The organism is Devosia sp. Root436, assembly GCF_001426345.1.
Classification (GTDB): Bacteria; Pseudomonadota; Alphaproteobacteria; order Rhizobiales; family Devosiaceae; genus Devosia.
The window spans coordinates 721,683-742,282 of record NZ_LMEM01000001.1; the positions used below are offsets into that span (position 1 = coordinate 721,683).

Annotated in this window: 16 protein-coding genes; 8 read left to right on the forward strand and 8 right to left on the reverse strand. The window is 64.1% G+C overall.

Translation table 11 applies throughout. The features are described from left to right. Positions 1–48: 48 nt before the first annotated feature. A complete protein-coding gene (locus ASD04_RS03570; protein WP_056252551.1) occupies positions 49–945 on the forward strand; it encodes an N-acetylmuramic acid 6-phosphate etherase in 897 nt (298 codons plus the stop codon). A 134-nt stretch (positions 946–1,079) separates the two neighbouring features. Here ASD04_RS03570 and ASD04_RS03575 read toward each other — a convergent pair whose 3' ends face one another. Together ASD04_RS03575 and ASD04_RS03580 are read right to left on the reverse strand one after the other, a co-directional pair. After that, on the reverse strand, positions 1,080–3,500 hold the full coding sequence (locus tag ASD04_RS03575; protein WP_056252554.1) for a beta-mannosidase: 2,421 nt from the start codon (positions 3,498–3,500) through the stop codon (positions 1,080–1,082). A 23-nt stretch (positions 3,501–3,523) separates the two neighbouring features. Then, entirely contained in the window at positions 3,524–3,844 is a 321-nt protein-coding gene (locus ASD04_RS03580; protein ID WP_056252555.1) for a hypothetical protein, read from the reverse strand. A gap of 153 nt (positions 3,845–3,997) precedes the next feature. Between ASD04_RS03580 and ASD04_RS03585 the strand changes: the two genes are divergently transcribed. From ASD04_RS03585 to ASD04_RS03610, 6 genes are all read left to right on the forward strand, one after another. After that, positions 3,998–4,480, forward strand: a complete 483-nt coding sequence (locus tag ASD04_RS03585; RefSeq protein ID WP_056252559.1) for an SRPBCC family protein — start codon at positions 3,998–4,000, stop codon at positions 4,478–4,480. A gap of 541 nt (positions 4,481–5,021) precedes the next feature. After that, positions 5,022–6,170, forward strand: coding sequence for an extracellular solute-binding protein (locus ASD04_RS03590; protein WP_056252562.1), 1,149 nt, complete (start codon positions 5,022–5,024; stop codon positions 6,168–6,170). Further along, a complete protein-coding gene (locus ASD04_RS03595) occupies positions 6,167–7,045 on the forward strand; it encodes an ABC transporter permease subunit (protein WP_056252568.1) in 879 nt (292 codons plus the stop codon). The genes ASD04_RS03590 and ASD04_RS03595 overlap by 4 nt, the downstream gene beginning before the upstream one ends. A gap of 1 nt (position 7,046) precedes the next feature. Next, on the forward strand, positions 7,047–7,868 hold the full coding sequence (locus ASD04_RS03600; protein ID WP_056252571.1) for an ABC transporter permease subunit: 822 nt from the start codon (positions 7,047–7,049) through the stop codon (positions 7,866–7,868). A gap of 9 nt (positions 7,869–7,877) precedes the next feature. Continuing rightward, a complete protein-coding gene (locus tag ASD04_RS03605) occupies positions 7,878–8,918 on the forward strand; it encodes an ABC transporter ATP-binding protein (RefSeq protein ID WP_056252574.1) in 1,041 nt (346 codons plus the stop codon). Further along, positions 8,915–9,748 (forward strand): glycerophosphodiester phosphodiesterase family protein, encoded by an 834-nt coding sequence (locus ASD04_RS03610; protein WP_056252581.1) that lies wholly within the window; start codon positions 8,915–8,917, stop codon positions 9,746–9,748. Before ASD04_RS03605 ends, ASD04_RS03610 begins: the two co-directional genes overlap by 4 nt. 198 nt (positions 9,749–9,946) lie before the next feature. On the opposite strand, the gene ASD04_RS03615 is transcribed toward ASD04_RS03610, so the two are convergent. The 6 genes from ASD04_RS03615 to ASD04_RS03640 all read right to left on the reverse strand — a co-directional run bounded on the left by ASD04_RS03615 (position 9,947) and on the right by ASD04_RS03640 (position 19,232). Further along, the gene (locus ASD04_RS03615; RefSeq protein WP_056252583.1) at positions 9,947–10,750 is read right to left on the reverse strand and encodes an inositol monophosphatase family protein; all 804 of its coding nucleotides are present in this window, start codon (positions 10,748–10,750) and stop codon (positions 9,947–9,949) included. 14 nt (positions 10,751–10,764) lie between these two features. Then, entirely contained in the window at positions 10,765–12,438 is a 1,674-nt protein-coding gene (locus tag ASD04_RS03620) for a Na/Pi cotransporter family protein (protein ID WP_056252587.1), read from the reverse strand. A gap of 64 nt (positions 12,439–12,502) precedes the next feature. Next, positions 12,503–14,584 carry an ABC transporter ATP-binding protein gene (locus ASD04_RS03625; RefSeq protein ID WP_056252590.1) on the reverse strand — a complete coding sequence of 694 codons (2,082 nt, stop codon included), beginning with the start codon at positions 14,582–14,584 and terminating at the stop codon, positions 12,503–12,505. A 5-nt stretch (positions 14,585–14,589) separates the two neighbouring features. Then, complete coding sequence (locus tag ASD04_RS03630) at positions 14,590–15,738, reverse strand: ABC transporter permease (RefSeq protein ID WP_082530949.1); 1,149 nt, start codon at positions 15,736–15,738, stop codon at positions 14,590–14,592. Between the two features lie 257 nt (positions 15,739–15,995). Beyond that, positions 15,996–16,988 (reverse strand): ABC transporter permease, encoded by a 993-nt coding sequence (locus tag ASD04_RS03635; RefSeq protein WP_056252593.1) that lies wholly within the window; start codon positions 16,986–16,988, stop codon positions 15,996–15,998. 249 nt (positions 16,989–17,237) lie between these two features. Next, positions 17,238–19,232: an ABC transporter substrate-binding protein gene (locus ASD04_RS03640; RefSeq protein WP_056252595.1), complete on the reverse strand. Its 1,995-nt coding sequence runs from the start codon at positions 19,230–19,232 to the stop codon at positions 17,238–17,240. Between the two features lie 248 nt (positions 19,233–19,480). Here ASD04_RS03640 and ASD04_RS03645 point away from each other — a divergent pair, with 248 nt between their 5' ends. Next, entirely contained in the window at positions 19,481–20,509 is a 1,029-nt protein-coding gene (locus ASD04_RS03645; RefSeq protein ID WP_082530950.1) for a LacI family DNA-binding transcriptional regulator, read from the forward strand. Positions 20,510–20,600 lie beyond the last annotated feature (91 nt).

Below are 20,600 nucleotides of genomic sequence, written 5' to 3' on the forward strand. Positions count from 1 at the left end.
TAGACAAGTGGTATTTTTTTGGCATTATTGCGGCAACTGGAGACCGGTATGAGCGCAACCCAAACCGAGATGACCCATGCAAGCGCCAGGGGCTTCGATACGCTGCCCCCACAGGATGCGCTGGCGATTCTCGCATCCGCGCAGGCCGAAGCCGCCGCCGCGGTGCAGCAGGCGGTACCCGATATTGCCGAAGCGGCCCGGCTTGCCGCCGATTGCCTCGCTGGCGGTGGAAGGCTGGTCTATGTCGCGGCGGGCAGTTCCGGGTTGATGGCGCTGGCCGATGCGCTCGAATTGCCCGGCACCTATGGCTTGTCCCGCGACCGCATCAAGGTCCTGCTGGCCGGCGGCATTGCGGGCCTTACCGACATGGTGGGCGGCCCGGAGGACGATGCCGATGCGGCCCGCGCCGAGATCGCGGCGGCCCATGTCGGGCCGGGCGATTGCATCATCGCCCTCACGGCCAGCGGCTATACGCCCTATCCCATGGCCGCCGTGGAAGCGGCCCGTGCCGCGGGCGCCAGAACCATCGGCATCAGCAACAACAGCGGCGCACCCATATTCGATCGCGTCGACGTCGCCATCTGCCTGCCGACGCCGCCCGAAGTGATTGCGGGCTCGACTCGCATGGGCGCAGGCACCGCCCAGAAGATCGCGCTCAACATGCTCTCCACCATGATGGCCATCCATCTCGGCCATGTGCATGACGGCTATATGGTGAGCCTGATCGCCGACAACATGAAGCTGCGCGGCCGGGCGAGGCGCATCGTCATGGCCGTAAGCCAGGTGCCCGAGGACGAGGCCGCCGCCGCGCTGGAACAGGCCGGCGGCGCGGTGAAAACGGCGATCCTGCTGGCGGCCGGGGCCGATGGCGTAACCAGCGCGGAGCACTTGCTGGCCGCGAATGAAGGCCGGCTGCGGCCGGCGCTAAAGGCGCTGGGGCGGTGATCTTGCCACGCCCTCGTGGTTCGAGGCGCTGAAGAAGCACACCTCGCCATGAGGGCTACTTCCAACTCGGCTCCAGCAGTAGCCCTCATGGTGAGGCGGGAGCGTAGCGACCCTCGAACCACGAGGGCGTGCCACTATTTAAGCTGATTGGCACACCGGAAAACCGGGCTCGCCGCCAGCATTTCCCCATCCAGTTCCACCGCACAACTCAACCGGAACACCCTGCTCTCCCCCGGCAGCAGCGTCACCAGCATCTCGTCCACGCTGGCATCGGGATGAATACGGTCGACAAACAGGCACAACTCCTTGAGCAGGCTGCGCGCTGTCACTGTCACCAGCCACTCCCCGCCATCCCGTGCCACGGCGATGTCGGCCAGCGGCTCGGGCAGGTCGAGGTCTATATCCTCGTTGAAATAATAGTGCGCCACGCTGTCGTGCATGGTCGCCACCAGCATTTCGTCCCGCGGATTGTCGGGCACCGCCACATCGGCCGGGATAGCCAGCGATGCGATATCCAGCCGGTCGGCGCAGAGGCGCCAATGGGTCCATTCGGCCAGAACCGTACCGTCGAAGCGGACGCGCTTCACCGTCACCGGACCACGCCAGAACAAAGTCCGCTCGTTGACCGCGAAGACCTGCAGGCCGTCATCGCGCTTCTGGATGGTCAGCAGATGCGGATGATAGGCCGCCCGCAGGGCATACCAGAGCGGCTTGAGGCGGCCGTAGCCATCGACCGCGGCCCATGAGGTCACCGGCCAGCAGTCGTTCAACTGCCAGACGATGGCGCCCATATTGATGCCGCGATGGCTGCGCCAGTGTTCCACGCCGAAGCGGATGGCGCGGGCCTGGTTGAGCTGGGTGGCATAGTGCCAGTCGTCCATATTGGCGGGCAGCGGCAGATGCCCGGCCAGGCCGCGCAGCAGCTTGTCATTGCCTATGGTCGCCTTCTGGTGGTGCCAGACACCGGGCGAGGTCGGCGTCATCGGCTGGTCATGCACCGATTGGGCCAGCGTCGCCCAGGTGGGCGGCGCCTGCCAGCCGAATTCAGAACAGAAGCGGGGCACGCTGCCGGCATAATGCTCGTAGCCGACGTCGTTCCACACATCCCAGACATGGGAACAGCCATGCGCCGGATCGTTGGGATGAATGTCCATCGCGCCGGAATAGGGGCTGCCGGCCCAATAGGGCCGTGTCGGATCGAGGTCTGTCACCAGGCGCGGCAGTAGGTCGAGATAATATCCCTTGCCCCAACTGCGGCCTTCGAGCACGCCTTGCCAGCCCCAGTCGAACCAGCCCCAGATATTCTCGTTGTTGCCGTTCCACAGCACCAAGGAGGGATGAGGCATGAGGCGGACGATGTTGTCGCGCGCTTCGGCCTCGATCTCATCGGGAAGGTCACCCTCCTCGGGATAGGCTGCGCAGGCGAACAAAAAATCCTGCCAGACCAGCATGCCGGCCTCGTCGCAGGCGTCGTAGAAGGCGTCGGTTTCATAGATGCCGCCGCCCCAGACGCGCAGCATGTTGATATTGGCCGCCTTGGCCTGCGCGATCCGGGCGGCATAGCGCTCCGGCGTTACCCGCGGCAGGAAGCAATCGTCGGGGATCCAGTTGGCGCCGCAGATATAGACAGACACGTCATTGATGATGAAGGTGAAGGCGGTGCCTCTGTCGTCTTTCGATGTATCGAGCCGCAACGAGCGGAAGCCGATTTTCCTGCCCCAGGAATCGGTTACGGCGCCCGCTTCATCCAACAGTTCCACAACCAGATCGTAGAGCGGCTGGCTGCCCAGCCCATGCGGCCACCAAATGGCCGGGCCGGGCACGGCAAGATCGAGCACCTCCCCCACTGGCAATTCAACGATCACGCCGGCCACGCTGGCGCGCAGCGTCAGCCCCTCGCCGCCCTCCACCACAACATGCACCCGCACCCGGCCGTCAGCGCCCTCAAGCGTCACTTCCGGGCGCATGCCGGCAATGCGGGCCCTGGCCCAGCTTTCGAGCCGAATCGGCTTCCAGATTCCCGCCGTGACCAGCGTCGGACCCCAGTCCCAGCCGAAATTGCAGGCCATCTTGCGCATCAGGTTGGCCGGGCCGGGATAGTTGTTGGGGCGTGGCTCGTATTGGGCGGCCAGTGCCGCGCCGCGCGTCCAGGCCGATTCGAACAGCACGGTCAGCCTGTTGGCGCCCTCGCGCAGCAGGCCCCGGACATCGAACCGGTACTCCCGGTTCATATTGGCGATTTCGCCGACAATGGCGCCATTGAGCACGATCTGCGCGAACGTATCGAGGCCGGGGCAGACCAGGTCGACATTGGCCGCGCCATCGTCGTGCCAGTCGAAATCGAGCTCATAGCGCCAGTCGCAGCGGCCCACCCAATCGACCGCGATTTCGTTGAGGTCGAGATAGGGGTCGGGGATCAGTCGCGCCGCCAGCAGGTCGGTATGGACCGTGCCGGGCACCGTGGCCGGAATGGCGTCCGGCAGGGTCGGCGCGCCAACCGGGCGGGCGCAATTCAGGGTCCAGCCCTGTTCGAGGGGCTGTCGGGACAGGGGCATTTCGGGCTTTCAGTGTCGGTCGGTCAGTGAATGTCGTCTTCGCCGGTGGTGCCGCCTTCGCCTTCCCAGGTCTGGAGGCGCTTGACGGTCTGGCGCGGGAATTTGAGCCGCACGCCGACACCCGTTCCACCCTGTTCGGGCAGGAACAGCACGCCGGCCTCTTCCAGCGCCGTGCGGATCGCCCGCTGGCAATTGGCGTCGGGAAGCAGCGTTTCGGCCTCGAAGCGCTCGATTTCGCTGGCCGGCACGTTGGTCGCCTCGGCCAGCCCGGAGATCGACCAGCCGACCAGGGCTCGGCCGGCGCGGCTTTGCGGAGCGGTGATCGGGAGCAATGGGTCGGTCATGGCACATCTCCTTGGCTGGCTACAGCAAACATCGTCCGGGCCTGCCTGCCAAGCGGGGACATCGCCGCAGCATGAAAAATCGCCGCCGCAATGTCGAAAGCCGGTCCGCTCGCTCGTCGCCTCAGCGAAACTGCCAATCAAGGAGGACTGCAAATGACCAATACCCTACCCACCCAGGATACCGATCGCGACCTCGTGCTGACCCGGGTGCTCAATGCCCCGCGCGGCAAGGTGTTTCAGTGCTGGACCCAGCCTGATCTCATCAAGCAGTGGTTCGCGCCCAGGCCCTGGACCACACCCAAGGTCGAGATGGACCTGCGCCCCGGCGGCGGCAATGTCATGACCATGGCCGACGAGAACGGCACCGAATATCCCAATGCGGGCCAGTATCTGGAAATCGTGCCCAACGAGAAGCTGGTCTTCACCGATGCCTTTACCGGCGATTGGGCGCCCTCGGCCAAGCCTTTCTTCACCGCCATCCTGACCTTCGCGGATGCCGGCGAAGGCAAGACGCGCTACACCGCCATCGCCCGCCACTGGACCCCCGAGGATGCCGCCACCCACAAGCAAATGGGTTTTCACGAAGGCTGGGGCATGTGCGCCGCCCAGCTCGAGGAACTCGCTGCCCGCATCTAGGGCCGTGCGCCACGCTTCCGCCCGCCGTTGCGCCCCGGACCTGACCCGGGGCGCAACCATCATAATGGAACAAACATTGCAAATTTGGAACGTGGCATAGACTTCGTTCGAAACTGGTCGTTCGCCGCTCCGAACTGCGCAAACCGATCAATTCCACATCCGGAACCAGGCATCGCGGCATCGATATCGGATAGGCGCAATGGCTGTATCCGGCACTCCGCCGACGGGCCGCAACGGGTCAATATTGCGTTACGTATTCTGGAATATCCTTATTTATTTCAATCCTATAATCCAAATTTGACGCAATGTCGTTCTCCGTCGGAACGGGCCACGGACGCCACTGTTACACATCTGTCGCAGAGCTGTGATTTCTACGTCTGGATCGTCGCGTCACCGATCTGCGGGTTTCCGCTTGCATAATTTTCCGGCCGGTAGTTAGCTTTCGGGCGGGAGAGGTCGACGCAAGATCGATGAAACCTACGGGCGGAACTGACCGCCTTGTGGAACATCCGTTCCAATGAACGGACTTTGGGAGATTACAATGAAACGGCGTGATTTCATGCTCGCTGCCGGCACGGCTGCCGGCGCCCTGATGCTGCCCCGCATGGCTTTTGCCGCACCGGGCGTCATCGACGTCTATTTCAGCTCGGACCAGAACGTCATCGACTTCTGGACCAATGTGGTGAAGCCGAAATTCGAGGCCGCCAATGCCGGCGTGACACTCAACCTGGTTGACGGTGGCGACGGCCCCGGCGTCGCGGCGATTGGCGACCGTGCCATGGCCGCCCTGGCCAGCGGCGCCGATCCGCAGGCCGACCTGTTCGAAGGCTTCGATACGCGCGTCACCGTCGATGGCATCGCCAAGGGCCTTTATGTCGACTTCGAGACGGCTGGCCTCAGCAACTATTCCAAGGTCAATCCGCTGGCCTTCGATATTCCGACCAACCTGCCCTATCGTGGCTCGCAGGTGCTGCTGGCCTATGACACCACCAAGCTCGATCCGGCCAATGTGCCCAAGACCTGGGCGGACCTGGTTACCTGGATCAAGGCAAACCCCGGCCAGTTCATCTACAACCGTCCCAACAAGGGCGGTTCGGGCGGCAATTTCGTGCGCCGCGCCATCTACGAGGCCAATGGGCAGGATCCGGCGGCCTTTACCGTCGACAACTACACCGCCGAAGCCGGCGAAACGATGCTGACGCCGGCCTGGGACATCCTGATGGACCTGGCGCCCTCGCTGTTCGATGGCGGCGCCTATACGTCGGGCAATACCCAGTCGCTGCAACTGCTCGGCCAGTCGGCCGTGACGATGATCCCGGCCTGGTCCGACCAGGCGCTGTCGGCCATCGCCCAGGGCGTGCTGCCGGAAACCACCGGCCTCGTGCAACTCCAGGATCTGGGCCTGCCGGGCGGCTTCACCAAACTGGCCGTGCTCAGCAACGGCGCCAACAAGGATGCCGCGCTCAAGCTCGCCGACTTCCTCCTCACCGAGGAAATCCAGTCGGCCGTGCTCACCGAACTGGGCGGCTTCCCGGGCGTATCGTGGGATTATATCTCGCCTGAACTGCGCGAGAAATTCGCCGACCTCATCCCGCAGTCCATCCCCAATTTCCCCAGCGGGGATTGGGAAAAGGCCATCAACGATGGCTGGTATCGCGCCGTGGCGCCCAACGTGGACCCGGCTTCGTGACCGTATCAGACGCGGGCCAGCCAGTGCTCGCCGCACCAGAAAGCAGGAGGCCCATCGGCCTCCTGCTCGTTGCCGTTCCGGTATTGCTGGTGATCTGGCTCATCATCTGGCCGATCATCTCGGCCATCATCCAGACGCTGTGGATGCGGCTGCCCGAGGGCGGCGACACCTTCTCGCTCGAGACCTACCGCTTCTTCTTCTCGGACGGCTATAGCCTGTCCAACCTGTCGCTCACGCTGTGGACGACGGGGGTCTGCGCCATCCTGCTGCTGGTTGTCTGCCTGCCGATCGCGCTCTATCTGCGCTTTTCGGACAGCAGGATCGCCGCCTATGTACAGGGCCTGGCCATCTTCCCGATGTTCGTGCCCTCGATCATCCTCAGCTTCGCCTTCATCCGCGTCCTGGGGCCGAACGGCACCGTCGACCTGCTGCTCAATGCCATGAGCCTGCCCAAGATCCGCTCGCCCTACCTGACCCCCTGGGGGCCGGTGATCGGGCTGGTCTGGGACAATATCCCGCTGACCGTACTGATCCTGCTGTCGGGGCTGGGCAATGTTTCCAACCAGGCCATCGAGGCAGCGCGCGATGTCGGCGCCGGCCGTTTCGCCCTGCTCTGGCACATCATCCTGCCGCGCATTTCCAATTCGGTCCTGGTGGCCATCTCCTTCGCCGTTCTCGGCATTTTCTCGGCCTTCACCCTGCCCTATGTGCTGGGACCGGCGGCGCCGGAAATGATGGGGCCGTTCATGCAGCGCACCTTCCGCGAACTCTACGAACCGCGGACGGCCATCACCCAAGCGGTCATCACCTTCGGGTTCTGCATCGTGTTCGGGCTCTTCTATGTGCGCTCCGTCGCCAAGAACAGGACACCCTGAAATGGCCGCCACGCTCATACGCCGCCCAGTAGACTGGACCGGCATCGTCTTCGCCGTCGTGCTGACGCTGGTCATCGTGTTTCCCCTGATCGTGGTGGGAACCTGGGCCTTCACCAATGTCTGGCGCTTCCCCGCGGTGATCCCGCAGGAGTTCGGCCTCAAATTCTGGAACCAGACGCTGGCGCGCGCCGATGTCTGGGGTTCGATCACCATGAGCCTGACGCTGGCGACGACGGTGACGGGGCTCTCCGCCCTCATCTGCCTGCCGGCCGCCTATGCCTTCGCCCGGCTCGATTTTCCGGGGCGGGACATATTGTTCTTCTCGTTCCTGGCCGGGCATGCCTTCCCCAAATTCGGCCTGCTGGTCGCCATTGCCGGGATTTTCCTGCAGCTCAATCTCATCGGCACCTTCTGGGGCGTGGTGCTGATCCAACTGGTGGGCACGCTGCTGTTCATGATCTGGATTCCGGTGGCCGCCTTCCAGTCGGTCGACCGGCGCATGGAAGAGGCGGCGCGCGATGTGGGCGCCGGACCGTTCCGCGTTTTCTGGTCGATCACCCTGCCCCAGGCCGGGCCGACCATTGCCGCCGCCATCCTGCTCAGCTTCGTCGGCACCTTCTACGAAACCGAGGGCGCCTGGCTGATCGGCGCACCGCAGGTGCGTACGCTGCCGGTGCTGATGATCTCCTTCATCAACAACCAGCCGGTCATCCAGTATGGCGCGGTGCTGTCGGTGCTGCTCTGGGTGCCCAGCTTCATCGCCCTGCTATTCGCCCGCCGGGTCGTCAATTCGGGTTCGTTCGCCCGCGGCTTCGGGGGCTAGGAAAAACGCATGTCCGTTCTCAAGATCAAAGACGTTTCCAAGATTTTCGCCAGCGGCCAGGTCCGTGCGGTGGACAATTTCTCCCTCGAGGTGGCCGATGGCGAGCTGGTCTGCCTGCTTGGCCCGTCGGGCTCGGGCAAGTCCACCCTGCTCCGCATGGTGGGCGGCTTCGAGCGCCCGACCAGTGGCGTCATGACCATCGACGGCGAGGACATCACCCATGTTCCGCCCGAGAAGCGTCCCACCGGCATGGTGTTCCAGAGCCATGCGCTGTGGACGCATATGAACGTGTTCAAGAACCTCGCCTTCGGCCTCAAGCTGCGCAAGGTTGCTCCGGACGAGATCAAGCGCCGCGTCGATGCCGTACTCGACCTGGTGGGCCTCAACGGCTATGGCACGCGCCATGTCGCCAAGCTGTCCGGCGGGCAGCAACAGCGCGTGGCGCTGGCGCGCTCGCTGGTGCTGGAACCCAAAATCCTGCTGCTCGACGAACCCTTTGCCAGCCTCGACCAGCATCTGCGCGAGCGGCTGCGCGAGGAAGTGCGCGATATCCAGCAGCGGCTCAAGATTACCACTCTGTTCGTAACGCATGGCCAGGACGAGGCCTTGTCGATGGCCGACCGCATCGTGGTCATGCGCGACGGGAGGACCGAGCAGATCGACCGCCCTGAGGTGATCTATCGCGAACCGCAGACGCCCTTCGTCGCCGGCTTCATCGGCACGATGAACCTCATCGAGGGCAATGTCGCCAACGGCATGTTCAGCAAGGCGGGCTATTCGACGCCCCTGCCGGTCAGCGATGGCCCGGCTATCCTGGCCATCCGTCCCGAGGCACTGGACCTGGCGGTTACCGGCGAGGGCAGCCAGGGCAAGGTGCATCGCGTCACCGACTATGGCACGCATGGGCTGGTGGATCTCGAACTCAACGATGCCACCCGCATCAAGGCGATGGTGCCCCATCCCGACCTGTTCAAGGCCGGCCAGACGGTTACGCTGACGCCAAAGGCCATTGCCGCCTATCGCGATGGCGTGGTGATCCACCGGGCATGACCGACCCCATCTGCATCACCCGCCAGGGCCACCGCACCTGGCTCAAATGGCATCGCGGCCGCCGCAAGGCGTCCGACCCGGTATTCACCGGTGCGCGCATCCTCGAGGCCATGCGGCTGGGTGCCAGCGTCGAGGTCGACCTGGTGGTCACATCGGACAAGGGCATGGCAGTGCTGCATGACAAGACCCTCGACCGCGAAACCACCGGGCGGGGTGCGGTTGCCACGACAGCCGATGCGGTGATCCGAGACCTCCACCTGCGCGGCAACGACGGCGCACCGATCGCCGACAAGGTCATGCTGCTCGACGACCTCTGCGCCCTGATGGCCCAGGGCGAGGTGCATCCCGATGCGCTGCTGCAGCTCGACTACAAGGAGGACGAGACCGTTCTCGACACCGCCGCTATCGAAAATTTCGCCCGCGCCACCCGGCCGGTTGCCGGAAACATGATCGTCTCCTCCGGCTCGGCTGCGGCGGTCAAGCTGTTGACGGAGGCCGTACCCGGCATGCGCAGCGGCTATGACGCCAGCGACGAGCAGCGCTTCAAGGCGGCTTTGGCCGGCGGGACGCTGCAAGGCTTTGTCGATGACTCCGTCGCCGCCCTCGAAGGCACCGACATGATCTATCTCTACTGGGAAATCGTCACCCAGGCGGCCAATGCCGGTTTCGACATGGTCGAGGCCTACCACAGACACGGCAAGCGCATCGACGCCTGGACCATCCGCGAGGCGAGTGCAGAAATGCGCCCCCATGTTCAGCACCTGCTGGACCTGCGAGTCGACCAGATCACCACGGATGACCCGGAGGGGTTGCTGGCGCTGATGGGGTAGAGCGGGAATGGAGCCCCCCCTCGCCCCTTGTGGGAGAGGGGGTAATTTCATCGTTCAGAGGAAATTGCGGGTGAGGGGTCCTGCGACCTCCCCATGTTTCTATGCTGGTGGATAGCGCAGAACCCCTCATCCGCCCTTCGGGCACCTTCTCCCTCAAGGGGAGAGGGGAATCCGTGAGCATGGCGAGACCGTGCTCCCTTACTTCGGCTCTTTCCGCGGCACGTCCTTGAGCTTGTCCAGCAAATACGCATGCGTCGCCTTGTTGGCGACCAGCAGCGTGCCGGTGCGTTCGTAGATGTCAGGGCCACGGCCCCACCAGTCGGTGACCACACCGCCGGCTTCCTGCACCAGCAAAATTCCGGCTGCCGTATCGACGAAGCCGGTTTCCTCGTAATATCCGGTCAGCCGGCCCATCGCGACATAGGCGCAGCTATTGGCGGCGCTGCCGACGACGCGGACGGCGCCGATGGGGGCCCGGATAGTGTCGAGACGCTCATAGGCGCCCGGATAGAGCTGCAGGCCCGGGGTGGGCAGGCCGGTACCCACGTTGAACAGGCCAATATCGGCCTGTTCGCTCACCTTGAGCCGTTCCCCGTTCATGAAGGCGCCCTGCCCCGGAATGGCGGTGAACATCTCGTCGGCGGGCGGATTGTAGAGCACCGCGCAGACCGTCTCGTTGCCGCGGCGCAGCGCGATGGAGATGGTGTAGTGCATGCCATTGATGAAATTGGTCGTGCCGTCGATAGGGTCGACCAGCCAGCGATGTTCGTTATCGGTGTCGACCGGGGCGAATTCCTCCCCGGTGAAGCTCCAGTCCGGATAGCGTTCGAACAGGAATTTGCGGATCAGCAGCTCGCTTTCCTTGTCGGCTTCGGAGACGAAGTCTGCCGGCCCCTTGATGCCGATTTCGAGGTCGCGGAAGCGCTTGAAATAGCCCAGCGTCAGGGCTCCGGCTTCGCGGGCGACAGCAACCATGTCCGCGAGGACAGCATCGTAGTTCATGGGAAACTCCGCAATTACTCAGAGGCCGTCTTCGGTTCGAGCACGGCATTGGGGCGCAGGCGGCTCTCGTCGAGCTCACCCTTGGTTTCGAGGATGGGATAGGCGACCGAGGCCAGGTGCGCGGTGATGCGCTTGAGGTCGCGCAGGATGTCGAGATGCAGCGAGCTGGTTTCGACCGAAGCCGGCACGCGCTCGCGCACGCGCTGGATATGCTTGCTGGCCGAGCGGGCCTCGAGCCGGCGCACATCGACCTTGGCGGCGACCAGTTGCCGTGCCAGTTGCGGATCGCGGGTCATGAACACGGTCTGGCTCAGCTGCATGTTGAGAATAGTCTTTTCATAGAGCGCGACGATTTCGGCCAGGCCATCGGCCGAAAATCTCAGTTGCCGCTTGGCGATCTTGCCGGCAACGTCGCAGAGCCCGCTTTCGACGATATCGCCTACATGCTCCAGGTTGATGGCAAAGCTCATGATTTCCGCGGAACGCCGGGCATCGTCCTCGTCCAGCTCGGTCTGGTCGAGCCGGGTCAGGTATAGCTTGATGGCCTGGTTGAACGCATCGACGTCGTCATCGAGCAGCGACACCGTGCTGCGCGTGGCGGGGCCCGGCTTGCGCAGGGCATCGAGGCTCCCTTCCAGCATGCGCAGCACGATATCGCTGACCCGCAGCGTCTCGCGTTCTGCCGCGGCCAGCGCAATGGTAGGCGTGTCGAGCACGGTATCGTCGAGATAGCGCGTGCCGCGCTCCGGCGTGGCGGGCTTCGGGATGGCCAGGGAAGCCAGCTTGCCGATCGGCCCGAGCAGCGGCAGGAACAGCCCCAGCAGCGCCAGGTTGAAGCCGATATGGGCGGCAATGGTCAGGTCGTCGGTGTCCGGCAGGACAGTCTGCAGCAGCGCGGCCGCCGGCACGGCGAAGCTGGTCAGCACGATGGCGCCGATGGCGCGGACGACCAGATTGGCCAGCGTCAGCCGGCGCGCTTCGGTGCCTTCGCGCAGCGTCGCCAGCAGCGGCGGAATGGCACCGCCGAGATTGGCGCCCGCCACCAGCGTCACCGCCAGCGGCGGCGGCACGATGCCCGCCGAGGCCAGCAAGGCAACGAACAGCACGACGGCCAGGCTCGACGAGGAAACGAAAGCCAGGACCGCCGCCAGGATCAGCGCGAAGGCCGGCGCGTCGCTTAACCCCGAGAGAATGGCGACCATCACCTCGGATTCGCGCAGCGGGTCGGTGACATTGCCGACCAGTTGCAGCGCCAGCAGCATCAGGCCGAGGCCGAGAACGGCGCGGCCCATGCCCTTGCCGCGCGCATATTTGCTCAGCGAAAACAGCGTGACGCCAACCAGGATCATGGCCGAGGCGAACCAGTGCACATCGAGCGACAGGATCACCGCCGCTATGGACGTACCCACATTGGCCCCCAGCATCACCGCCTGGGCCATGCGCGGCTTGATCGCCCCATTGGAGGCAAAGCTCGCCGTGATGACCGCCGTGGCGGTGGAGGATTGCAACGCCAGCGTCGCCACGATGCCGGACAGAACGGCCGAGAAGCGATTGCCCGTGCCCTTGGCGATCCACAGGCGCAACGATGCCCCGAACGCCCGCATGACGCCGGTCTTGATCATCCGCAGCCCCCAGAGCAGCAGAGCCCCGGCGCCAAGCAGGTTGATCAACTGAATCGTAGAATGCATGTTCCCTTACCGGACAGATTTAGAACAGGCATTGTACGCCAGTTCACGAGTCTGTCGAATGATTTTAGGCGCCAACCAGTTCCGGTTGTCCAGTAACCGTGCGCAACCTCAATTCATCCGCCCGGATGCAGGCGAAACGATGGTCCGCGGTGCCTTCGAGGGGCGGCATAACCGCGCGGCAGGCGGGTTGGGCATATTGGCAGCGATCGGCAAAGCTGCAGCCGACAAGCTGCTGGCTGGGGTCCGGCACATGGCCGCCGAGGCGGATGCGGTCCCTGGGCTTGCTGACGCCGCGGCCCGGAATGGCCGCCAGCAGGGCCTCGGTGTAGGGATGGCGCGGATTGCGGAAAATGGCTTCGGTGCTGCCGATCTCGACGATCCGCCCGGCATACATCACCGCCACGCGGTCGCTGATATTGGCGATGACGCCGAGGTCGTGGCTGACGAAGAGATAGGTCAGCCCCATCTCCGCCTGCAGGGACTTCATCATGTTGATGATCTGGGTCTGCACGGACACATCGAGCGCCGACACCGCCTCGTCGGCAATCACCAGCCGCGGGTCCGATGCCAAAGCTCGGGCAATGGCGATGCGCTGGCGCTGGCCGCCGGAAAAGGCATGCGGATAGCGCTCGGCATAATCCGGGCTCAGCCCGACTTTCGACAGCAGCGCCTGCACCTTCGCTTCGATCTCGCCGGCGCTGAACCGGCTGTTGACCTGCAGCACCTCCCCTATGATGTCGCGCACCCGCATACGCGGATTGAGCGAACCGGTCGGGTCCTGGAAGATCATGCGGATATCGGTGCGCAGGCGTTTTGCCGTGGCGCCCCGTGCGGTGAGCAGGTCCGCCGGCTCGTGCTCGCCATCGGCAAAGCGGATGGCGCCGCCATCGGCGCGATGCAGTCCGACAATGGTCTGGCCGAGCGTGGACTTGCCGCAGCCGCTCTCGCCCACCAGCCCCAGCGTTTCACCGGGATAGATATCGAGCGAGATATCGTTGACCGCCCGCACCGCCCCCGTCTGGCGCTGGAAAAATCCCGAGCGGATGGGGAAATGCTTGTGCAGGTCGCGCACGCTGAGCAGCGGTTCCATGCTCTCGGCGCGCCGCTCCGCGGGCGCAACGGCCGCCGGGGTGCGCGTCGCATGTTTGTCGATCTTTGCCGCCTGCGGACCATAGGCATGGCAGGCGACCATGTGGTCATTGCCAAGCTCGGTCTCCAGCACCGAAATCATGTTGCAGAAGCCGGCCACCGCCCATTCGCAGCGCGGATGAAACGAACATCCCGTCGGCCGCAGAGCCGGCGGCGGCACCATGCCCGGAATAGCCTTGAGCGGCGCCTTGAAATCCCCGTCGAGCCGCGGCATCGAGGCGAGCAGCCCGCGTGTATAGGGGTGCCTGGGATGCTCCAGCACCTCCTTCACCGGCCCGCGCTCGACGATCTTGCCGAGATACATCACCGCCACCTCGTCGGCGATTTCGGCCACCACGCCGAGATCGTGGGTGATGAACAGCACCGCCATGCCGCTGTCGCGCTGCAATTGTGCCAGCAGGTCGAGAATATTGGCCTGCGTGGTCACATCCAACGCCGTGGTCGGCTCGTCCGCGATCAGCAGGCGCGGCTGGTTGATCAGCGCCATGGCGATCATCGCTCGCTGCCGCTGCCCGCCCGAGAGCTGGAACGTATAGCTGTCATAGCGCCGTTCCGGGTCGGGCATGCCGACCTGTTCGAGCATGCGAATACCCTCGGCCCGCGCCTCCTTCTCGCTCATCTTGCGGTGCAGGGTCAGCGCTTCGCTGATCTGGTTGCCGATGGTGTAGAGCGGCGAGAGAAAGCTCATCGGCTCCTGGTGGATCATGGCGATATCGGCGCCACGCACATGGCGCATTACTGGACTGGTCGGCTTGGTGGCCGCAATATCGAGCACAGCGCCATTGGCCTGGCGCAGGTTGATCGCCCCGCCCGAAACCCTTCCTGGATGGTCGATGACCTGCAGGATCGCCTTGGCCGTCACCGACTTGCCACAGCCGCTCTCGCCCACCAGGCACAGCGTCTTGCCGGCGGGAATATCGAGGTCGAGCCCGGTCACCACGTCCACCGAATGGGCGAAGGTGATGGTGAGGTCGCGGATTTCTACCAGATTGTCCATCAGCCTCAGTCCGAATAGGGGTCGGCCGCGTCGCGCAGACCGTCACCGAGGAAGTTGAGCGCCAGCACGGCGATGACCACCGCCCCGCCCGGCAGCAGCAGCCAGGGCGCGGAAGCAATGGTGCGCACATTCTGCGCCTCCTGCAGCAGCACGCCCCAGCTGACGATGGGCGTCCTCAGCCCGATGCCGAGGTAGCTCAGCGCCGTCTCGGCCAGGATCATGCCGGGAATGGCCAGCGACACCGTGGCGATGATGTGGCTGAGGAAGCTCGGCAGCATGTGCCGGAAGATGATGCGCACCGGCCCGCAGCCATCGAGCCGCGCCGCCTTGACGAAATCCTCGCTGCGCATGGCCAGGAACCGGCCGCGCACCACGCGCGCCAGGCTGGTCCAGCCCAGCACCGACAGGATGATGGTGATGAGGAAATAGACCTGCAATGGCGGCACCGATTGCGGAATGGCCGCTGCCAGCCCGATCCACAGCGGAATCGCGGGCACCGACTGGATGAATTCGATGAAGCGCTGGATGAGGTTGTCCACCACGCCGCCGAACAGCCCGGAAATACCGCCTATCAGGATGCCGAAGACCAGGCTGAGCGCCACCCCGATCAGCCCGATGGTCATGGAAATGCGGGTGCCGTAGATGGTGCGGCTGAGAATGTCGCGGCCCAACCGGTCGGCCCCGGCCAGGAAGAAGGGCTGGCCCGCCTCGACCGCGCCGAACAGGTGCCGGTCGGTCGGGATCAGCCCGAGCAGCCGGTAGGGCTCGCCCTGCACGAAGAAGCCGATGGGAATGACGGTTTCCGGATCGGGGACAAACAGGCGCCGGCCCGAATTGTAGTCGATCTCGGTCTTGTAGGCAGTGACATGGGGCAGGAAACGCCAGCCCTCGCCGTCATCGCGTCCCCACTGGATCGCCTGGGGCGGCGCATAGCTGTAGCTCGGATTATAGGCCTCCAGCGTCACCGGCGCGAGGAATTCAGGGATCAGCGCCACGATATAGGCCAGGATAACCACGATGCCGCCGGCAACGCCCAGCCTGTGGCGCAGGAATTTCTGCCAGACCAGGGCCCAGTGCCCGTCATAGCCGCGCCCGCGCTGGTGAACGGCGGCGATAGGAGCGACCTGTCCGGTGGTTTCGTCGAAGGTGCTCATGGACGGGCTCCCGACACTTGAGCACTTTGGGAGCACGCCACCCCCTCCCTAGCTGCGCTAGGGCTCTTCGAGCCAAGCTTCGCTACCCTCCCCTCAAGGGGGAGGCTGAAATCGGGGCTAGGGCACCATCTTACCAAACCCGCAGGGTTCACCTCCCCCCTTGAGGGGGAGGCAAGCAGAGCTTGGCGCGCAGCGCCTGGCGGCGCTAGGAGGGGGGTATGCTTCCGCATATTCGATGGAACAATCGTCATCCGCCCCTACCCCTGCTGATACCGGATACGCGGGTCGAGCCAGGCCAGCAGCAGGTCGCTCAGCAATGTCCCGATCACGACCAGCACGCTCAGCATCAGAATGAAGCTGGCGGCCATATACATGTCCTGGGTACGCAGCGCGTCGAGCAGCAGCGGCCCGGTGGTCTGCAGCCCCATGACGATGGCGACGATGGTGCCGCCCGAGACGATCTCGACGAAAATGTCGTTCTGCCCGGAAACGAACGGGTTGAGCGCGTGGCGCACAGGGTACTTCATCAGCAGCCCGAACTCGCCCTTGCCCTTGGCGCGGGCCGCCGTGACGTAGGGCTTGTGCAATTCGTCCATCAGGTTGGCGCGGATGACGCGAATGACGCTGGCCGTGCCGGCCGTGCCGAGCACGATCATCGGCAGCCAGAGGTGATTGAGCAGGTCCAGCACCCGGTCCCAGCTCCACGGCGCCTCGAGATATTCGGGCGAGAACAGCCCGCCGACATTCATGCCGAACCAGGCGAAGGCCACATACATCACCGCCAGCGCCAGGAGGAAATTGGGGATGGCCAGGCCGAGGAAACCGAGGAAGGTCGCCAGGTAATCGCCGGCCGAATAGCGGCGCACCGCCGAATAGATGCCGATGGGAATAGCCACGACCCAGATGAACAGCAGGCTGGCCACTGACAGCACCACGGTCAGGCCCAGCCGCGGCCAGATGACATCTTTGACCGGCAGGTTGAACGAGAAGGAATAGCCGAAGTCACCGCGCGTCAGCACGCCGGTTATCCAGTTCCAGTATTGCACCATGATCGGCAGATCGAGCCCATAGGCCCGGCGCATCGCGTCCTGTTCGGCTATGGGCATGATGTCGCCCTGGGCCGCGCGCAATTCGGCTGTGCGGGTCACGAAGTCGCCGGGCGGAATGGCGATGACGAGGAAGGAGATGAGCGAGACCGCGATCAGCGCGGGGATCACATAGATGATCCGGCGCAGCATGAATGATCCCATGGTCGGTCTCCTTTGCTTTGTGCCACGCCCTCGTGGTTCGAGGCGCTGAAGAAGCGCACCTCACCATGAGCGCTACTCTTGGCGCTGTGCCCCAGTAGCCCTCGTGGTGAGGCGGGAGCTCTTGCGACCCTCGAACCACGAGGGCGTGGCACGTGCGGCAATTGGAAAATAGCCGGCTCCGCAGATGGGAATGAACGGAGCCGGCCAGGATGGATGGCCCTTGGCGGGGCCATCCGGCTCTGGGAGAGCTTACTCCTTGAAGAAGAAAGTGGCGAAGTTGGCCGGGGCCGGGCCGGGATAGAGCCAGCCTTCGATCAGCTCGGCCGGCACGTTGTGCAGGTCGTTCTTGACCGAGCGGTAGTAGCCCGCCGGGTTGGCGATGCCGATGGTGAGGAATTCCTCGGCCAGCAGGTCGGTGAATTCATTCATCAGTTTGGTCTGTTCCTCGCCCACCGTGGTCGGGATAGTGGAACGCAGCTCATAGAGGCGCTGCACATTGGCCGGTGGCTCGACCGGTGACCAGCCTTCGGGGAGCTCGGCGTCCGGGTTGAGACGCTTGATGTCCCAGGCAGCCCAGCCAGACCAGTTGCCGAGCGACCAGTAGCCGTAGTCGTTCATGAAACGGCCGAGATTGAGCAACGGCAACTGGCCACAGCCATTCTCACCCACCCACACGGCAGCGTCGGCATCGGGCTTGGCGCGGGCGTTCCCGAACAGTTCATCCGAGTGGTAGTTGACCGTCACGTCGAGCCCGGCCTCTTTCCAGGTGCGCTCGATGAGCTGGAAGGCGTCGACCGTATCGGGCTTGAAGTCGGCATTGATCTCGACCGAGAACTTGAACGGCTTTCCGTCCGGCCCGACACGCACGCCATCGGCGTTCATCGGGATGATCTTGTCGAGGTGTTCCGCCGCGGCGGCCAAGTCGAAGTCGGTGAATTCCTTGGCCAGCTTCTCGTTGTAGAACGGCGAGTTCGGCAGCGGCGCCGGCTGGAAGGGCTCACCCTGGCCCAGATAGATGGTATCGATGATTTCCTGGCGGTTGATGGCCAGGGACACGCCGGCCCGGAAGTCCTTGGAACCAAAGACCTCGGCCTTGACCGGATCGGGATGGTTCACCGAAAAGCCCAGGACGGCTGTGTTGTAGTCGCAGCTCGTTGCCGGAACCAGGTGGTAGTCGCCCGCTTGCTGGTTGTCGAAGAACACGGCGCGGTTCTGCGGCGTCGACACGTTGCGCGGCGACATGGTGATCTGGCCCTGGATGGCCTGCAGGAGCGTGACTTCAGGGTCGGCGGCCACGGTCCAGACACGCTCGTCGATATAGGGGAGCTGCTGGCACGAAGGATCGACGGCGAAGTAATATGGATTGCGAACAAAGGTTACGCGCTCCTTGCCCAGGATGGAGTCGGTGCCGATCCAGGCCTGGATCGAGGGGCGCTTGGGATCGTTGAACTGGGCGGGGTCGTTGTAGGAGCCGACATTGCCCTTCCACCAGGCGGCGTAGTCGGTAGCGTTCACGGCGGCCATCATTTCGGCGACACCGTCCGGGTTCAGGTCGATATCGAACTGCTCCATGTAGTGCTTGGGGAACTGCACCGCGCGCTGCCCATAGGGGCCGGCCATGTTCTGCAGGAACAGCCCGTTCGGCTGGTCATAGGCGAAGGTCACGGTGTAGTCGTCGACCTTGGTGACGGTGGGCACGGCGCCATTGTTCTTGAGTTCGGCACGCGGTCCGCCGGTCATGACCTTGGGATTGTTCTCGACCCGCTCCCACCAGAAGATGATGTCGTCGGCGGTGAAGGGCTGGCCATCGGACCATTTCATGCCTTCGCGCAGGTGGAAGGTATAGCTTTTGGCATCCTCGCTGATGTCCCAGCTCTTGGCGATGCCGGGCACCACTTCGGAGCCATCGACGCTCCAGCGCACCAGCGGCTCATAGCCGAACTGGCGGATATCGGCGATATTGCCGCCGCCCCAGCTGTCGATGAACTGGCCGCCATAGACGCCGATTTCCTCGGCCGGCTGAATGACCAAAGGCTCGAGCGGCAGGCGCTCGGCTACATCGGGCAGCGTGCCGGCATCCACCATTTCCTTGAGCTGCGGGGCTTCCGTATAGCCGCTTGCGCAGGCATTTGCCGCGTCCTGGGCCTGAGCCGGCACGACGACGGTGCCCGACATGGCCGTTGCACTGAGCAGCACCGACGTTGTCGCCAGTAGCCGCGTTAGGCCGAAACGATCCTTCTGCATATGCTTCCCTCCCACGAAATGATTGTTCGTCACATCCTCCGAGGTCCGGCCGGTGGGTTTGAGCCGGAAGCCTCACTTCCAAGGGTGCTTTTGCACCTCGTAACTAGTCCCCACGCTTATCGGTTGGATGACGGTATATTGTAAACGTTTTCAAAACAAGATATGAAAACCGTCATGGCTGGAACGGTGAAAAACCCCTAGCCTGCAAGCTGCTTATCGACCCTTACGAGACTCCAAAGGTTAACAGTGTGGTAACAATTAAGGACGTGGCGCGGCTGGCAAATGTGTCGATCGCGACCGTTTCGCGGGTGGTCAACAATTACGCGCATGTGCGGCCAGCGGTGCGCGAGGCGGTGACCAAGGCCATTGCGGAACTGGGCTATCGGCCCAATGGGCTGGCCAGTTCGTTCCGCACCCAGCAGTCCAATATCGTCGGCGTATTGCTGCGCCAGCAGCGCACACCGTTCAGCAGCGCCTTGGCCTATGCTATTGAAAACACGATGTTCGACCAGGGCTATCGTGTGCTGCTCTGCTCGACCAATGGCGATGCCGACCGCGAGGAGGCCTATCTCAACACCATGCTGGAGATGCGAGTGCAGGGCGTCATCATCCGCCCGTCGGCCGCCACGGCGCGCACCGTCAAGCAGGTCAACATGCTGCGCGACCGGGGCATTGCGGTCTCCTTCGTCGATATGAAGCCCAAGATTGCCGCGATCAGTTCGGTGGTCTGCGACAACTTTTCCGGCGGCTATCAAGGCATGCGCCACCTGATCGAGCTGGGCCACCGCCGCATTGGCGTGGTCGCCGGCAGCGTGGCGCAGAAGGGTGGCGCGGCCGATGTCGGCAGCGAGCGCGTGCGCGGTATTCGCCAGGCGGCCGAAGATCTCGCTACGGATGTGGAGATCGTCTATTCGGCCGCGTTCGATACGGCCAGCTTCGAAATCGGCCGCGAGGTCGGGGAGGCCTTGATCTCAGGAAGTCCAGGCCTCACGGCCATATTCGCCACTACCGACATGCTGGCTTTGGGCGTTATGCACGCAGCCCACGCGCGCGATCTCGACCTGCCGCGCGACCTGTCGATCCTGGGTTATGACGGTATCATGGAATCGGCGGTGACCTTTCCCACACTCTCCACCATCGCCCAGCCGATCCACGAAATGGGGCAGATCGCCGCCACCACGCTGATCGACCACATGCGCGGCATCAGCAAGTCGCCGCGCCAGGTGGTGCTGGAAAACACCCTGATCCAGCGCGCCTCCACCGTCCCCCTGCCCTGATTTATCCCCGCAGGCACGGCAAGGGGCATGATCGGGAGAAGCCGCGGGCATGCCGGCTGTTTTCCGGCTGGATGCCTGCGCTTTTCTTCTC

Coding starts and splice junctions, on each gene's coding strand:
- ASD04_RS03620 (WP_056252587.1), bottom strand. CDS start 12,438: ATGCATTCTACGATTCAGTTGATCAACCTGCTTGGCGCCGGGGCTCTG.
- ASD04_RS03625 (WP_056252590.1), bottom strand. CDS start 14,584: ATGGACAATCTGGTAGAAATCCGCGACCTCACCATCACCTTCGCCCAT.
- ASD04_RS03635 (WP_056252593.1), bottom strand. CDS start 16,988: ATGGGATCATTCATGCTGCGCCGGATCATCTATGTGATCCCCGCGCTG.
- ASD04_RS03585 (WP_056252559.1), top strand. CDS start 3,998: ATGACCAATACCCTACCCACCCAGGATACCGATCGCGACCTCGTGCTG.
- ASD04_RS03570 (WP_056252551.1), top strand. CDS start 49: ATGAGCGCAACCCAAACCGAGATGACCCATGCAAGCGCCAGGGGCTTC.
- ASD04_RS03605 (WP_056252574.1), top strand. CDS start 7,878: ATGTCCGTTCTCAAGATCAAAGACGTTTCCAAGATTTTCGCCAGCGGC.
- ASD04_RS03615 (WP_056252583.1), bottom strand. CDS start 10,750: ATGAACTACGATGCTGTCCTCGCGGACATGGTTGCTGTCGCCCGCGAA.
- ASD04_RS03580 (WP_056252555.1), bottom strand. CDS start 3,844: ATGACCGACCCATTGCTCCCGATCACCGCTCCGCAAAGCCGCGCCGGC.
- ASD04_RS03600 (WP_056252571.1), top strand. CDS start 7,047: ATGGCCGCCACGCTCATACGCCGCCCAGTAGACTGGACCGGCATCGTC.
- ASD04_RS03590 (WP_056252562.1), top strand. CDS start 5,022: ATGAAACGGCGTGATTTCATGCTCGCTGCCGGCACGGCTGCCGGCGCC.
- ASD04_RS03640 (WP_056252595.1), bottom strand. CDS start 19,232: ATGCAGAAGGATCGTTTCGGCCTAACGCGGCTACTGGCGACAACGTCG.
- ASD04_RS03575 (WP_056252554.1), bottom strand. CDS start 3,500: ATGCCCCTGTCCCGACAGCCCCTCGAACAGGGCTGGACCCTGAATTGC.
- ASD04_RS03610 (WP_056252581.1), top strand. CDS start 8,915: ATGACCGACCCCATCTGCATCACCCGCCAGGGCCACCGCACCTGGCTC.
- ASD04_RS03630 (WP_082530949.1), bottom strand. CDS start 15,738: ATGAGCACCTTCGACGAAACCACCGGACAGGTCGCTCCTATCGCCGCC.